This is a genomic window from Streptomyces lasiicapitis (genome assembly GCF_014646335.1).
In the GTDB taxonomy this organism is placed as follows: domain Bacteria; phylum Actinomycetota; class Actinomycetes; order Streptomycetales; family Streptomycetaceae; genus Streptomyces; species Streptomyces lasiicapitis.
This window is the reverse complement of the sequence record NZ_BMNG01000005.1, coordinates 438,883-453,971: the sequence shown is the minus strand read 5'-3', so window position 1 is coordinate 453,971 and position 15,089 is coordinate 438,883. Positions and strand designations below refer to the sequence as shown.

General features: G+C 71.5%; 9 protein-coding genes. 3 read left to right on the top strand and 6 right to left on the bottom strand.

The genetic code is table 11. From position 1 onward, the window contains the following. Positions 1-27: 27 nt before the first annotated feature. A complete protein-coding gene (locus IEY91_RS13670) occupies positions 28-930 on the top strand; it encodes an LLM class flavin-dependent oxidoreductase (RefSeq protein WP_189174123.1) in 903 nt (300 codons plus the stop codon). Between the two features lie 131 nt (positions 931-1,061). Further along, on the top strand, positions 1,062-1,928 hold the full coding sequence (locus IEY91_RS13665; RefSeq protein WP_189174122.1) for an HAD family hydrolase: 867 nt from the start codon (positions 1,062-1,064) through the stop codon (positions 1,926-1,928). Between the two features lie 120 nt (positions 1,929-2,048). On the opposite strand, the gene IEY91_RS13660 is transcribed toward IEY91_RS13665, so the two are convergent. From IEY91_RS13660 to hisC, 6 genes are all read right to left on the bottom strand, one after another. Beyond that, on the bottom strand, positions 2,049-3,116 hold the full coding sequence (locus IEY91_RS13660) for a M23 family metallopeptidase (protein WP_189174121.1): 1,068 nt from the start codon (positions 3,114-3,116) through the stop codon (positions 2,049-2,051). A 160-nt stretch (positions 3,117-3,276) separates the two neighbouring features. Next, positions 3,277-5,031 carry a sensor histidine kinase gene (locus tag IEY91_RS13655; RefSeq protein WP_164323067.1) on the bottom strand — a complete coding sequence of 585 codons (1,755 nt, stop codon included), beginning with the start codon at positions 5,029-5,031 and terminating at the stop codon, positions 3,277-3,279. A gap of 126 nt (positions 5,032-5,157) precedes the next feature. After that, positions 5,158-8,736: a thiol reductant ABC exporter subunit CydD gene (cydD, locus tag IEY91_RS13650; RefSeq protein ID WP_189174120.1), complete on the bottom strand. Its 3,579-nt coding sequence runs from the start codon at positions 8,734-8,736 to the stop codon at positions 5,158-5,160. Positions 8,737-8,827: 91 nt separating this feature from the next. After that, a complete protein-coding gene (gene cydB / locus IEY91_RS13645) occupies positions 8,828-9,847 on the bottom strand; it encodes a cytochrome d ubiquinol oxidase subunit II (RefSeq protein ID WP_189174119.1) in 1,020 nt (339 codons plus the stop codon). 18 nt (positions 9,848-9,865) lie between these two features. Continuing rightward, the gene (locus IEY91_RS13640; protein ID WP_164323061.1) at positions 9,866-11,410 is read right to left on the bottom strand and encodes a cytochrome ubiquinol oxidase subunit I; all 1,545 of its coding nucleotides are present in this window, start codon (positions 11,408-11,410) and stop codon (positions 9,866-9,868) included. A gap of 323 nt (positions 11,411-11,733) precedes the next feature. Then, positions 11,734-12,822, bottom strand: a complete 1,089-nt coding sequence (gene hisC, locus IEY91_RS13635; protein ID WP_164323059.1) for a histidinol-phosphate transaminase — start codon at positions 12,820-12,822, stop codon at positions 11,734-11,736. A 486-nt stretch (positions 12,823-13,308) separates the two neighbouring features. On the opposite strand from hisC, the gene IEY91_RS13630 reads away from it, so the two are divergent. Then, the gene (locus tag IEY91_RS13630; RefSeq protein WP_164323057.1) at positions 13,309-14,430 is read left to right on the top strand and encodes a LacI family DNA-binding transcriptional regulator; all 1,122 of its coding nucleotides are present in this window, start codon (positions 13,309-13,311) and stop codon (positions 14,428-14,430) included. The last annotated feature ends 659 nt before the right edge of the window (positions 14,431-15,089 follow it).

Below are 15,089 nucleotides of genomic sequence, written 5' to 3'. Positions count from 1 at the left end.
CTCCCGCGCCCCCGTACGCTCGATGGCATGAGTCTGCGTCTGAGCACCGTGATCCTGCCCGTCCGCCGCTGGCACGAAGGCGGCAAGGAGCGCTGGCAGCGCGCGGAGGACCTCGGTTTCCACACCGCCTACACCTACGACCACCTCTCCTGGCGGACCTTCCGCGACGGCCCCTGGTTCGGCGCGGTGCCCACGCTGACGGCCGCCGCGGCCGCGACCGAGCGGATCCGGCTCGGCACGCTCGTCACCTCGCCGAACTTCCGGCACCCGGTGACGCTCGCCAAGGAACTGATCACCCTCGACGACGTGTCGAACGGCCGCGTCACGCTGGGGATCGGCGCGGGAGGCAACGGCTTCGACGCCGGCACGTTGCGCCGTGCCGGCGAGGAGCCCTGGACACCCCGTGAACGCGCGGACCACTTCGGAGAGTTCCTGCCGCTGCTCGACCGGCTGCTCACCGAGGACTCGGTGACGTACGAGGGCGAGCGCTACGCGGCGTACGAGGCGCGGAACATCCCGGGCTGCGTGCAGCGCCCGCGGCTGCCGTTCGCCGTGGCCGCCACCGGGCCGCGCGGTCTGCGGCTCGCCGCGCGGCACGGGCAGGCGTGGGTGACGACCGGCGACCCAAAGATCTCCGAGACGGGCACCCCGGAGCAGTCCCTCGAAGCCATCCGCGGCCAGATCGGCAAGCTCGGCGCGGCCTGCGCGGAGATCGACCGCGACGTCGACGAGCTCGGCAAGATCCTGCTCACCGGCTTCTCCCCGGACCGCCCCCTGGACTCCTTCGACGCCTTCGTCGACTTCGCGGGCAGGCACGCCGAACTGGGCATCGACGAGATCGTCCTGCACTGGCCGCTGCCCGGCACGGACTTCGCGGCGGACGAGAAGGTCTTCGAGCGCATCGCCACGGAGGCGCTGGCCCAGCTCTGACCTGGCTGCGGGGTCGCGTCCGACCCGACCGCGGGTCGCGCGAGGTGTGGCAGGGGCGCACGGGTGTGTGACGTACTCAGATGTGCGCCCCGCCACACACCCGTGCGCGCATATGCGGGACAATCGCGTACGTGACCTCAACCACCCCTCGGCCCCGGACCCCGGCCTCCAGCGTCCCGCCCCGGCTGATCGCCACGGACCTGGACGGCACCCTGCTGCGCGACGACAAGTCCGTCTCCGAGCGCACCGTCGCCGCGCTCGCCGCCGCCGAGGCGGCCGGCATCGAGGTCTTCTTCGTGACCGGGCGCCCGGCCCGCTGGATGGACGTCGTCAGCGCCCATGTGCACGGCCACGGCCTGGCGATCTGCGGGAACGGCGCCGCCGTCGTCGACCTGCACGGCGGGCCCGGCGGGCACCGCTTCGTGAAGGTGCGGGACCTGTCGCCCGCCACCGCCCTCGACGTCATCGGCATCCTGCGCGCGGCAGCTCCCGGCACGTCCTTCGCCATCGAGCGGACCGGCGGGGTGCACCACGAACCGGCCTATCCGCCGCTGCACCTGGACCCCACCGTCGGCGTCGCGCCCGCCGAGAAGCTCCTCGCGGCCGAGTCCGACTGCGCCGACCAGCCCGTGCTCAAGGTCCTCGCCCACCACCCCGACCTCTCGCCGGACGCCTTCCTGACGCTGGCCCGCGCGGCCGTGGGCGGCCTCGTGGAGATCACCCGGTCCAGCCCGACCGCGCTCCTGGAGATCAGCGGCCCCGGCGTCTCCAAGGCCAGCACGCTCGCCCTGTGCTGCGCCGAGCGCGGCATCAGCCACGAGGAAGTCGTCGCCTTCGGAGACATGCCGAACGACGTCGAGATGCTCACCTGGGCCGGCGTCTCCTACGCGATGGGCAACGCCCACGAGGACGTCGTCGCCGCCGCGTCCGGCCGCACCGTCGCCAACAACGAGGACGGCGTCGCGGTGGTCATCGAACGAATACTGGCGCGGCTCTAGCCTGGCGGGGGCGCCTGTTCTGGCGGGGGCGCCTCGACCGGGTGCGCTGGGAAACGCCCCTCTCCGGAGAGAGCGCCGTGGGCGCCGACCACCCGCCGCAGCGGCCCCCGGCCGGCAGCCTCAGAGGCCGACCCCCCGCTCCGCCAGCCACTTCACCGGGTCCACGCCCGAGCCCAGGTCCGGTGTCACGCGTGCTTCGAAGTGCAGGTGCGGGCCCGTCGAGTTGCCGGTGGTGCCCGCCTGGCCGACCCACTGGCCCGCGCGCACCAGCTCCCCCTGGTCGACGGCGGCGGACGCGAGGTGGGCGTACTGCGTGTAGTAGCCGTCGTCGTGCCGCACGACGACCTCGATGCCGAAGCCGCCGCCGCAGGCGACCCGCTCCACACGGCCGGCGCCCACCGCCCGCACCGGGGCGCCGATGTCGACGGCGAAGTCCTGCCCGGTGTGCCGGCCCGCCCAGCGCTCACCGGCGCTGTCGAAGCCCGCGGACAGGTCGTACGTCTCCAACGGCGGCACCCACGCGCGCGTGGACGGCGATTGCGGCTGCGCGAGCCGCACCGCGCCCCGGCACCGGCCGGCCGCGACCGACCGGTCGGCCTCGCCCTGCAGCGTCCACCGCGCCGACTCCAGCTTCTCCTCGATGCCCCGCTTCAGGCTCGCGAGCTGCGTCGTGCGCCGGTCGAGCACGCCCCGGGCGCGGTCGGCGGACCGCTTGGCGGTGTCGAGCCTGGCCGCGGCCCGCTGGGTGCGGGCGACGGCGTTGGTGACGGCGAGGTCCGCCTGCCCCACGACGCGCCTGCCGCGCAGCAGTTCGTCGGGGTCGTCCGCGAGCAGCAGCCGCGCGGTGAGCGGCAGCCCGCCGCCGGTGCGGTACTGGGCGCTGGCCATCCGGCCCAGATCCTTGTGCAGTACGTCGACCTGGAACCGCTCCTTGGCGAGCAGCTGGTCGAGCCGCGTGACGCGGGCGCGCTGCACGTCGGCCGCCCGCTGCCCGGCCTCGTACCGCAGCGTGGCCGTCTGCGCCTCTTCGTAGAGCCGCGCCACGTCGGCGCCCACCCCGTGGCCGTCCGGGCCCGGTCCGGGGCTCCCTTCGCCCCCGTCGGCGGCCGCGGTCCGGGGCGCGGAGAGGGCGACGAGCGCGCACAACAGGACCGGCACGACGAACGGGCGGCGAGGCAGTGGGCGCATGTCCCGGATCGTTGCCCGCAGGCGCGCGGCGCGCCCGGGGGACTCGTACGCGTGGGGGACCGGGTGACCCGTACGGGGCACCCGGATACGGCCGAACAGGGCGCCCGGAAGCGGGTGGTCGGGCAGCCCCGGGAACCCAGGGCACACCCAGCCCAGGCACTCAGTACGGCGCCTGCCACACCACCGTCGTCCCGCCCCCGTCCTCCCCGATCCCGGGCCCGTACCAACTGTCGCCGCCCAGCGACTCCGCGCGCCGCTTGAGGTTCTTCAAGCCGCTGCGGCGGCCGCCCTCCGCGATGCCGACGCCGTCGTCCGCGACGGTCAGGCGTACGCCCCGCTCCCCGTCGGGCAGCGTCAGCGTGGAGTCGACGACGACGTCGATGCGGGCGGCCTGCGCGTGCCGGAAGGCGTTCGACAGGGCCTCGCGGAGCGCCGCGATGAGGTTCTTGCCGGTGAGCTCGCCGACGACCGTGTCGACGGGGCCCACGAAGTGGTGCGAGGGCTTGAAGCCGAGCGGCACGGCCGCCATGTTGATCTCGCGCAGGACGCGGGTGCGCAGCCCCGCGGGTGCTTCGGCGGGCCCCTGCTGGAGCGCGAAGATCGCCGTACGGATCTCCTGGATCGTGACGTCCAGCTCGTCGACGGCCTTGCCGACGCCCCGCTGGACCTCCGGCACGACGGACCGCCGCTGGGCGCTCTCCAGCATCATCCCGGTGGCGAACAGCCGCTGGATGACGAGGTCGTGCAGATCGCGGGCGATCCGGTCGCGGTCCTCGTAGACGGCGAGCCGCTCCCGGTCGCGCTGCGCCTCTGCCATCATCAGCGCGAGCGCGGCCTGCGAGGCGAACTGGGCGGCGAGGGTCCGCTCGGCCTCCGTGAAGGGGCGTGCCCCGCGCGCGCGGGGCGTGACCAGCGTCCCCAGGACCCGGCCGTCGCTCTGCAGGGGCAGCATCATGGCGGGGCCGTAGTGCCGCGCCAGGTCGGTCATGATGCGCGGGTCCGTGGCCGCGTCGTCGATGAACACGGCCTGCCCGTCGAGGAGGTCGGCGATGATGCGGCTCTCTGGGGGCACCGCCACGCCGAGCGCCCCGATGGGCTCCTCCGAGGACACGGCGACGATCTCCATGCCGCCCTCCTCGTCGGGCAGCAGCACGATCCCGGCCGCCGAGTCGGCCAGATGGCGCGCCTGCTCGGCGACGACCGCGAGCGCGTCCTCCGCGTCGGAACCCGAAAGCAGCGCCGTGGTGACCGCCACGGAGCCGTCGATCCACCGCTCGCGCTGCTTGGCGGCCTCGTACAGGCGCGCGTTGCCGATCGCGATGCCGGCCTCCGTGGCGAGCACGCGCACCATGTGCACGTCGTAGTCGTTGAACTCGCCCCCGCCGCGCTTCTCCGTGAGATAGAGATTGCCGAAGATCTCCCCCTGGACGCGGATCGGCACCCCCAGGAAGCTGCGCATCGGCGGGTGGTGGGCGGGGAAGCCGCAGGAGCGCGGATCGGTGGCGAGGTCGGCGAGGCGCAGCGTCTCCGGCTGGTGGATGAGCGCGCCGAGCAGGCCGCGATGGCCGTCCGGGAGGTGTCCGATGCGGGCGGCGGTCTCCTCGTCGATGCCGGTGTAGACGAAGTCGGAGAGCCCGTCGCCGTCTTCGGAGACGACGCCGATCGCGGCGTAGTGGGCGTCCGTGAGCTCGGCCGCGGTCTCGCAGATGCGGTCCAGGGTGGTGTGCAGTTCGAGCCCGGTGCCGACGGAACGCATCGCCTCCAGGAGCTGCGGTACGCGCGCGGTCAGCTCGGTGGACAGCCCCTGGAGACTGCGGGTCGCCCGCGCCGCCGCCTCCGCCGAGTCCGGGGGGCCTTCCGGGCTCGGAGTCGCCTCAGGGGGCGGGGTGGGCGCGGAGGCCGGGGGGACAGGCATGCCCTGAGCGTAGTTAGTCCGATTTGCCAGGGAAAGTCGAGCCTTCACCGGGCCCCGACGGGCGGCGCCACCGCGGTCCGCGGTCACCCCCCTCAGCCTCCCGCCGCGCTCATCGGTGCCGCCCCCTCAGCCGCCCACCCCGGTCAGCAGATCCGCCGCCGACTCCCGCTCCCGCATCCGCCGCAGCGGCCCGTCGACGGCCACCAGCTCCGCGTACGTACCGCGCTGCGCGACCCGCCCCTCCTCCAGGACGAGCACCTCGTCAACTTTGTCGAGTCCGGCGAGACGGTGCGTGATGAGCAGCGTCGTACGGCCCTCGGTGGCCGCGAGCAGGTCGGTGGTGAGGGCGTCGGCGGTCGGCAGGTCGAGGTGTTCGGCGGGCTCGTCGAGTACGAGGACGGGGAAGTCGGCGAGCAGGGCGCGGGCGAGCGCGAGGCGCTGCCGCTGGCCTCCGGAGAGGCGTGCTCCGTGCTCGCCGACGAGGGTGTCGAGCCCGTCGGGCAGGGACCGCACCCAGCCGTCGAGCCGTGCCTCCGCGAGCGCCCCGTACAGCGCGTCGTCGTCTGCGTCCTTCCGCGCGAGCAGCAGGTTCTCGCGCAGCGAGCTGTCGAAGACGTGTGCGTCCTGCGCGCACAGGCCGACGAAGCGGCGCACGGTGTCGCCGTCGAGCGCCGACACGTCCGTGCCGCCGAGCGTGTACGTCCCTTCGTGCGCGCCCAGGAAGCGCAGCAGGACGTGGGCGAGCGTCGTCTTGCCGGACCCGGACGGGCCGACGACAGCGACGCGGCGGCCGCGCTCCAGGCTGAGAGTGACGTCCGCGAGGGCGTCCCGCTCCTGCCCTTCGTAGCGGGCCCGCAGGCCTTCGAGACGCAGCGGGAAGGGCGTCCGCGGGGGTTCCGCGAGTGCGGGTGCGGTGGGGTCCGGGACGGGTTCGGGGGCGTCCAGGACCTCGTGGACCCGCTCGGCGCTCTTCTTCACGCGCTGGCGGTACTGCACGGCGAGCGGCAGCCCCATGACCGCCTCGAACGCGGCGAGCGGGGTGAGGACGACGACGGCCAGCGCGACACCGCTGAGCCTGCCGTCGTGCACGCCCTGGACGCCGACGAGCGCCGCCGCGGCCACGGTGAGGCCGGTGGCGAGCGCGGTGAGTCCGTCGCCGAGCGCGGTGGCGCTCGCCGTGCGCGAGGCGATGCGCGTCAGCTCGGCGTCCGCTTCCTTCGCCTTGTCGGTACGTCGCCTCAGGGCGCCCGCGACCGTCAACTCGGCGGTGCCCGTGAGCAGATCGGCCACCCTGGTGGCGAGCACCCCGCGGGCGGGGGCCAGCTTGCGTTCCGCGCGGCGGGCGACGGCGCCGCTCACCAGGGGGACGCCGACGCCCGCGGCCAGCAGGCCGACGGCCAGGACGGCACCCGCCTCCGGGAGCAGCCACGCCGTGAACCCGACGGCTCCGGCGCCGACGACGGCCGCGGCACCGGCCGGAAGGAGCCAGCGCAGCCAGTAGTCCTGGAGGGCGTCCACGTCGGCGACGAGGCGGGAGAGCAGGTCGCCGCGGCGGGTGCCGCGCAGGCCCGCGGGGGCGAGGCGTTCCAGGCGCCGGAACACGGCGACCCTGGTGTCGGCCAGCATCCGCAGGACCGCGTCGTGCGACACGAGGCGCTCGGCGTAGCGGAAGACGGCCCTTCCGATGCCGAAGGCGCGGGTCGCCGTGACGGCGATCATCAGGTACATCACCGGAGGCTGTTCCGACGCCCGCGAGATCAGCCACCCGGACGTGGCCATGAGCCCCACAGCACTGCCCAGCGCGAGGCTGCCCAACAGCAGGGCCAGCGCCAACCTGCCCCGGCACTGCCGCGCGGCACCCCTGACCCGAGCCAACACCCCGCCGCTCGGGCGGGAGTTCTCCCACCCGCCCGCCCGTTCACTGTCGGACACAGGGTCACTGAACGAGCCCTCGCCCAGGTCCACGGCATCGTTGCTTGTTCCGTTGTGGGCAGTCGTGTCGCAGGGCGAGTGGGGCATCCCCTGCTCAATGGGGTCTCCCCCTGCAACGTCCACCCGCACCACCCGATCGGCCACATCCAACAACGCAGGCCGATGCACCACCATCACCACAGTCCGGCCGACGGCCAGCCTCCGGACCGCCTCTACGATCCCCGCCTCGGTCTCCCCGTCCAACGCGGCGGTGGGCTCATCAAGGAGCACCACAGGCCGGTCGGCCAGGAACGCCCGCGCCAGAGCGACCCGCTGCCGCTGCCCGGCGGACAACCCGACCCCGTCCTCCCCCAGGACGGTCTCCACGCCCCGGGGCAGCCCACCCACGAACTCCCAGGCCCCCGCCGCACACAGCGCGTCCACCACGGCCGCGTCATCCGCCTCCGGACGCGCGAGCCGAACGTTCTCGCCAATGGTCCCGGCGAACAGGTACGGCCGCTGCGGCACCCAGGCGACCCGCTCCCGCCACCCCGCCAGGGAAACCCCGGCCAGCTCGGCCCCGCCGACAAGCACGCGCCCCTCCGTCGGCGGCACGAAGCCCAACAACACGTTCAGAAGCGTCGACTTGCCCGACCCGCTCGGCCCCACCAGGGCCACCGTCTCCCCGGGCTCGACCGCGAACGACACCCCGGACACAGCGTCGGCCGCCCGCCCGGGGTACCGGACCGTGACCCCTTCCACGGCCACGCCAATCGCACCCTCCACGGCCACGCCCACCGCACCGCCCCCGGGCACAACCGCCGACCCCCCGGCGGGAACCGGGGCCTCAAGCACAGCGAAAATCTCCTCCGCCGCAGCCAGCCCCTCCGCTGCGGCGTGATACCGCGCCCCCACCTGCCGCAACGGCAAGTACGCCTCGGGCGCGAGGATGAGGATCACCAAGCCGTCGTACAGCGCCATGTCCCCGTGGACGAGCCGCATGCCGATGGTGACGGCGACCAGCGCCACCGAGATCGTGGCGAGAAGTTCGAGGGCGAACGACGACAGGAACGCGATGCGCAGCGTCCGCATCGTCGCCCGCCGGTACTCACCCGTGATCTTCCGGATCGACTCGGCCTGCGCCTTGGCCCGGCCGAACACCTTCAGCGTCGGCAAGCCCGCGACGACGTCGAGGAAGTGCCCGGACAGCCGGGAGAGGAGCTGCCACTGACGATCCATGCGGGCCTGCGTGGCCCAGCCGATCAGCATCATGAAGACGGGGATGAGCGGCAGCGTTCCGACAATGATCGCCGCCGACACCCAGTCCTCGGTGGCCACGCGCAGCAGCACCGCCGCAGGCACCACCACCGCGAGCCCCAACTGCGGCAGATAGCGCGAGAAGTAGTCGTCGAGGGCGTCCACGCCGCGCGTGGCCAGGGTGATGAGGGACCCTGTCCGCTGGCCGCTCAGCCAACCCGGGCCGAGCTCCCCCGCCCGCTCGAGCAACCGCCCCCGCAGCTCCGACTTGACCGCCGCGCTCGCCCGGTGCGCGGCGAGTTCGGTCAGCCAGGCCACCACCGCCCTGCCCACGGCCACCGCCGCGAGCAGGACCAGCGGTGTGCCCAAGTCACCGACGGCGAAGCCCTGCTGGAAGCCGCCGACCACGATCTCGGCGATCAGCATGGCCTGGGCGACGACCAACCCCGCACCGGCCAGGCCGAGAATCACCACGGCCGCCAAGAAGAAGCGAGTGGCGCGGGCGTACCGGAACAGACGCGGGTCGATCGGTTTCACGTGAAACACACCCTCCCAAGAACCTTGGGCATTCAGAGAGTTGGCTCAGGCACGGAGAGACCGTGCACTGAGAGACCGTGCGCGGAGGGACTCAGTGCGCGGCGTCGGCCGGAACATCCGACGCGATGTGCTGCGTACCGATCCGCTTGCGGAACACCCAGTACGTCCACGACTGATACAGCAGCACGACCGGAGTCGCGATGCCCGCGCACCACGTCATGATCTTCAGGGTGTAGGGCGTCGACGAGGCGTTGGTGACCGTGAGGCTCCAGTCCTCGTTCAGCGACGACGGCATGACGTTCGGGAACAGCGTCAGGAAGAGCATCGCGACGGCCGCGACGATGGTCAGACCCGAGAGCGCGAATGACCAGCCCTCGCGCCCGAGTTTGATCGCCCCGATGGCCGCCACCAGGGACACCACCGCCACGATCATCGCGGCCAGGCTCTTGCCGTCGCCGTTGTCGGCCTGCGTCCAGATGAGGAAGCCGAGCGCGAGCACCGCGGTGACCAGGCCCAGGACGAGCGCCAGCCTGCGCGCCCGCATCCGGATGTCGCCCACCGTCTTCAGCGCGGTGAACACCGTGCCGTGGAAGGTGAAGAGGGTGAGAGTGACCAGGCCGCCCAGGATCGAGTACGGGTTGAGCAGGTCCCAGAAGTTGCCCACGTACTCCTTGTGCGCGTCGATCTTCACGCCCCGCACGATGTTGCCGAAGGCCACACCCCACAGCACCGCCGGGATCAGCGAGCTCCAGAAGATCGCGTGCTCCCAGTTGGTCTGCCAGCGCTCCTCGGGCCGCTTCGCGCGGTACTCGAAGGCGACACCGCGGATGATCAGGCAGAGCAGGATGATCAGCAGTGGCAGATAGAAACCGGAGAACAGCGTCGCGTACCACTCGGGGAAGGCCGCGAAGGTCGCGCCGCCCGCGGTGAGCAGCCACACCTCGTTGCCGTCCCACACGGGACCGATGGTGTTGATCAGGACGCGCTTCTCGGTCCGGTCACGGGCGAGCAGCTTGGTGAGGACACCGACCCCGAAGTCGAAGCCTTCGAGGAAGAAGTAGCCGGTCCACAGGACGGCGATGAGGACGAACCAGACGTCGTGAAGTTCCATGTGCGTCTACCCCCTTCTTCAGTACGAGAAGGCCATGGGCCGGTCGGCCTCGGCTTCGGCGTCGGTGTCCGCGCTCGCCCCGCCGGGCGGTCCGCCGATCTTGGTGGGCGGGTTGAGGTCGGCCTCGGTGAGCTCCGGCGGTCCCTTGCGGACGTACTTGAGCAGCAGCCGGACCTCGATGACGGCGAGGATCGCGTAGATCAGCGTGAAGACGATCAGCGAGGTGAGCACCTCGCCCTGCGAGACACCGGGGGAGACCGCGTCCTCGGTCTTCAGGACGCCGTAGACGACCCAGGGCTGCCGGCCCGTCTCGGTGAAGATCCAGCCCCAGGCGGTGCCGATGAGCGGGAAGATCAGCGTCCACTGGGAAAGCCGCCACCACCAGGTCCCGAGCCGCGGCGCGAGCTCCTTGTTCTTGGTGAGCATCAGCTTCGGTACGTCGTCCTCGCCGGTGCGGTGCTCCGGCGCGAGCCAGAACTTGCGCCGGGTGAGCCAGAGTCCGACGGTGCACAGGACCATCGAGACCCCGCCGAAGCCGATCATCCAGCGGTAGGACCAGTACGCGGTGGGGATGTTGGGCCGGTAGTCGCCGGGCCCGAACTTCTCCTGTGCTTCCTTGTTGAGGTCGTTGATGCCGGGGATCTCCGCGCTGAAGTTGTTCTTGGCGAGGAAGGAGAGCACCCCGGGGATCTCTATGGCGACCTCGTTGTGGCCCTTGGCGACGTCGCCGTACGCGAAGAGCGAGAACGGGGCGGGCTTCTCGGACTCCCACAGCGCCTCGGCGGCCGACATCTTCATCGGCTGCTGCTCGTACATCACCTTGCCGAGGGTGTCGGCGCTGATGACGGTGAGCAGGGTGCCGACGAATGCGGTGACCAGGCCGACCCGCAGCGACATCCGCATGGTGCGGGTGTGCTGCTTCTTGCGCAGGTGGAAGATCGCGATGCCGGTCATGAAGGCGCCGCCGACCAGGATCGACGCCGCGATCACATGGAAGAAGTTGACGAGCGTCGTCTCCTGGAACAGCACCTTGGCGAAGTCGGTGAGCTCGGCCCGCTTGACGCCGTCCCGCTCCGCGATCTTGTAGCCGACCGGGTGCTGCATGAAGGCGTTCGCCGCGATGATGAAGTACGCCGACAGGACGGTCCCGATGGAGACCATCCAGATCGTCGCGCAGTGCAGCTTCTTGGGCAGCTTGTCCCAGCCGAAGATCCACAGGCCGATGAAGGTCGACTCGAAGAAGAAGGCGATCAGGGCCTCGAAGGCCAGCGGGGCGCCGAAGACGTCGCCGACGAAGCGCGAGTAGTCGGACCAGTTCATGCCGAACTGGAACTCCTGCACGATGCCGGTGACGACGCCCATCGCGATGTTGATCAGGAACAGCTTGCCCCAGAACTTGGTGGCTCTGAGGTAGTGCTCCTTGCCCGTCCGCACCCACGCCGTCTCGAGGATCGCCGTGAGGGCGGCCAGAGAGATCGTCAGGGGGACGAAGAGGAAGTGGTAGACGGTGGTGATGCCGAACTGCCATCGCGCCAGTGTTTCCGGCGCCAGAGCCAGGTCCACGTCGACTTCTCCTTACGTGCCGTGGTCATAACGGCAGTTTGCCCCTTATGTCATAGACAACTACGGAGCAACTGGGACACGCTTGTGAACGCGTTCACATTCACAAGCATTATGTCGCACGTACGGTCGACGTTCGTCAGGGGGGTCCCCCTTACCGGCGGGAACCGGCCAGGGAGCGGCGGTGGCGGTGGCCCGCGGCGGCGGTGGCGGTGGCGGTGGCCCACAAAACAGGACGCGCGAGGCAGCAGCTGCCTCGCGCGTCCTTGCGATCTTCTCCCCGACCGGGAGGGCTCCCGACCGGAAGGGCTCCCCGGCCGCGAGGGCTAGAGCTCCTTGCGGAACGCCTCAGCCGTCTGCAGGAAGATGTCGTTGCCCTCGGTCTCGCCGATGGTGACGCGGACGCCCTCACCGGGGTACGGACGCACGATCACGCCGGCCTTCTCGCAGGCCGCGGCGAAGTCCATCGTCCGGTCGCCAAGACGGAGCCAGACGAAGTTCGCCTGCGTCTCGGGCACGGTCCAGCCCTGCGCCCGCAGCCCGTCCTGCACCCGCGAGCGCTCGCCGAGCAACGCGCCGACCCGGCCGAGCAGTTCGTCCTCCGAACGCAGCGACTCCACCGCCGCGTCCTGCGCGAGCTGGTTCACGCCGAAGGGCACCGCGGTCTTGCGCAGCGCCGCGGCCACCGGCTCGTGGGCGATGGCGAAGCCGACCCGCAGGCCCGCGAGGCCGTACGCCTTGGAGAAGGTGCGAAGCACGCAGACGTTCGGCCGGTCCCGGTACAGCTCCAGGCCGTTCGGCGTCTCGGGGTCGCGGACGAACTCCACGTACGCCTCGTCGATCACGACGAGGATGTCCTTCGGCACCCGGTCCAGGAACCGCACCAGGTCGGCCTTCTTGACCACGGTGCCGGTCGGGTTGTTCGGGTTGCAAACGAAGATCAGCCGGGTGCGCTCGGTGATCGCGTCGGCCATCGCGTCGAGGTCGTGCACCTCCCCCGACGCCAGCGGCACCATCACGGACTTGCCGCCGCCGACCGTGGTGACCACCGGGTAACCCTCGAAGGACCGCCAGGCGTAGATCACTTCGTCGCCCGGCGTCACCGTGGCCGTGACCAGCTGCTGCGAGATGCCGACCGAGCCGACGCCGGTGGCGACGTGCGAGACGGGCACCCCGAAGCGGTCCGCGATCTCGTGCAGCAGCCGGTCGCAGCCGTAGTCCGGGTACCGGTTGAAGGACCCGGCGGCCGCGACCGCGCGCTCCATCACACCGGGCAGCGGCGGATAGGGGTTCTCGTTGGAGGACAGCTTGTACACGACGGGGCCGCCGCCCTCGCCGCTCTCGGCGTTCCTGCCCGGCTTGTAGGCGGGGATACCCTCCAGCTCGGCGCGCAGCCTCGGGCTCGTCTCGCTCACCGCGGTCCTCCTAGTGATCTTCGTAATCCTCAGTGATCATCCAGACTTCAATGATTCTCACCTTATGAGGATTCGGCGCCCCTGCGAATGGGGTGACGGCTTCGGGCTGTGCCGAACGGCAGCGGGAAGCCGCGGCCACGCACGGCCCACTGCCACCGTACGCACCGCTCCCCGGAGACGTACACCGGAAGCCGTCACCCGGAGGGCGGTAGCGCCCGAAACCAGGGGGAGCGCTCCCCGTTCCGGCGTGCGCCGGTGGCTCGCTCCGTGGCGCGCGTCCCCCGTAGAGGTGAGTTGAGACCTCTTCGAGACCTCGGTCATTTGGCAGGCCCCTGCGCGACGACAAGGGAGCGATGCCTTACTTGACGCCCAACTCCCTTTGTTTCGAAGGTCATTGAAGGTTTTCCGCCATGCAGAAACGTGCCTGTCAACGGGTGCATATGCGTCCGCACTACCCACCCCCATGAGCCCTACTATCGGCTCGCCATGACAGCAGCAGGGAAGCACCAGGTGAGCCGAGCGGAGACCTCCCGCCGGGGCAACCGGCAGAGCCGAGCAGGCATCAGAGACGTCGCCGCCGCAGCCGGTGTCTCCATCACGACTGTGTCCGACGCGCTCAACGGCAAGGGCCGGCTGCCCGATGCCACGCGACGCCATGTCCGCGAGGTCGCCGACCGTCTGGGTTATCGCCCATCGGCGGCGGCCCGAACCCTCCGTACCGGAAAGTCGGGCCTCATCGGCCTCACCGTGACGACGTACGGGGATGAACCTTTCACCTTCACGGAATTCGCGTACTTCGCGGAGATGGCGAGAGCCGCGACCTCGGCGGCCCTCGCCCGGGGCTACGCCTTGGTCATCCTCCCCGCCACCTCGCGCCGCAGTCCCGTCGACGTGTGGTCCAACGTCGCGCTCGACGGCACGGTCGTCGTCGATCCGTCCGACCACGACCCGGTGGTCAGCGAGCTGGTGCGCCAAGGCCTGCCGGTCGTCTCCGACGGGCGCCCGGCCGGATCACTGCCGGTCACGGCCTGGGTCGACAACGACCACGAGGCCGCGGTCCTGGAGATCCTGGAGCATCTGGCGGCGGCCGGAGCCCGCCGCATCGGCCTGCTCACGGGCACCACCACGGACACGTACACCCATCTCTCCACGACCGCCTATCTGCGCTGGTGCGAGCGCGTGGGACAGGATCCGGTGTACGAGTCCTACCCCGCGCACGACCCGTGCGCGGGCGCCGTCGCCGCCGACCGGCTCCTCGCCAGGCCCGACCGGCCGGACGCCGTCTACGGCCTGTTCGACCCGAACGGCACCGACCTGCTCGCCGCGGCCCGCCGCTACGGCCTGCGCGTGCCGGACGATCTGCTCCTGGTGTGCTGCAGCGAGTCCACCGTGTACGCCACCACCGAACCGCCGATCACCACGCTTTCGCTGAAGCCCCGGCGCATCGGCACCGCCGTCGTCCAGCTCCTCATCGACGCCATCGAGGGCCTCGACGCGGGCCGTCCCATCGAGCAGGTGATACCGACCGAACTGATCGTGCGCACCTCGTCCGAGCGACGTCCGCCACGTACGACCGTCAGCCCGCCCCGGTCACCCGGCCAGGGCTGACCTTCCCACCGACCCGCCCACCGATCGGCCCGGGGCCCCCGACCTGCGGATAAGGCCGGGGAAACCTCGGGCCAATTCGGGAGAAAACCGCGGTGAACTGGGGCTCCGCACCGATTCACCACCCCTGGTGCACCACACAGCGACAGCCGCATTCCTATGATGGGCGGACGACACCGCGGGCCCGCTGCGACCAGGCAGTCCGATCCCGGTGCAGATGCGGCGCGATGGTGGTGGAGGGGTCGATGACTCAGGGGGCCGGTCAGGGACCCGAGGTGCGGACGGCGACGCTGCGCGACTTCCGCGTGCCCGCGTACGTCTATGAGGGCGTCCGTGAGACCGGCCGGGGCGCGGCGCAGGAGCAGGACGCCGGGCAGGAGCGGGAGCAGGATGCCGCCGCGCAGGCTCAGGGGGGTCAGGTCGCCCAGGTGCCCGCGCAAGCCGCGCAGACTGCTCAGGCCGCTCAGGTGCCTGCGCAGGGCGGGTCGGTGGAGCAGGGTGGTCCTGTCGGTCGGGGTGGTCCCGTAGGGCAGGACAGTCCCGCCGAGCCGTCGGCTCGGGCCGCGCAGTCCCCGTCCCACGCGCCCACACCCACCCAGTCCCAGTCCCCCGCGCCCGTGTCCGTGCGGCCGCTGCGGGATTCCGTACAGGCGCGTGTGGAG

Bases quoted from the DNA above. Each gene is read 5' to 3' on its own strand.
- IEY91_RS13670 (WP_189174123.1), top strand. From the start codon at position 28: ATGAGTCTGCGTCTGAGCACCGTGATCCTGCCCGTCCGCCGCTGGCAC.
- IEY91_RS13660 (WP_189174121.1), bottom strand. From the start codon at position 3,116: ATGCGCCCACTGCCTCGCCGCCCGTTCGTCGTGCCGGTCCTGTTGTGC.
- IEY91_RS13655 (WP_164323067.1), bottom strand. From the start codon at position 5,031: ATGCCTGTCCCCCCGGCCTCCGCGCCCACCCCGCCCCCTGAGGCGACT.
- cydB (WP_189174119.1), bottom strand. From the start codon at position 9,847: ATGGAACTTCACGACGTCTGGTTCGTCCTCATCGCCGTCCTGTGGACC.
- IEY91_RS13630 (WP_164323057.1), top strand. From the start codon at position 13,309: ATGACAGCAGCAGGGAAGCACCAGGTGAGCCGAGCGGAGACCTCCCGC.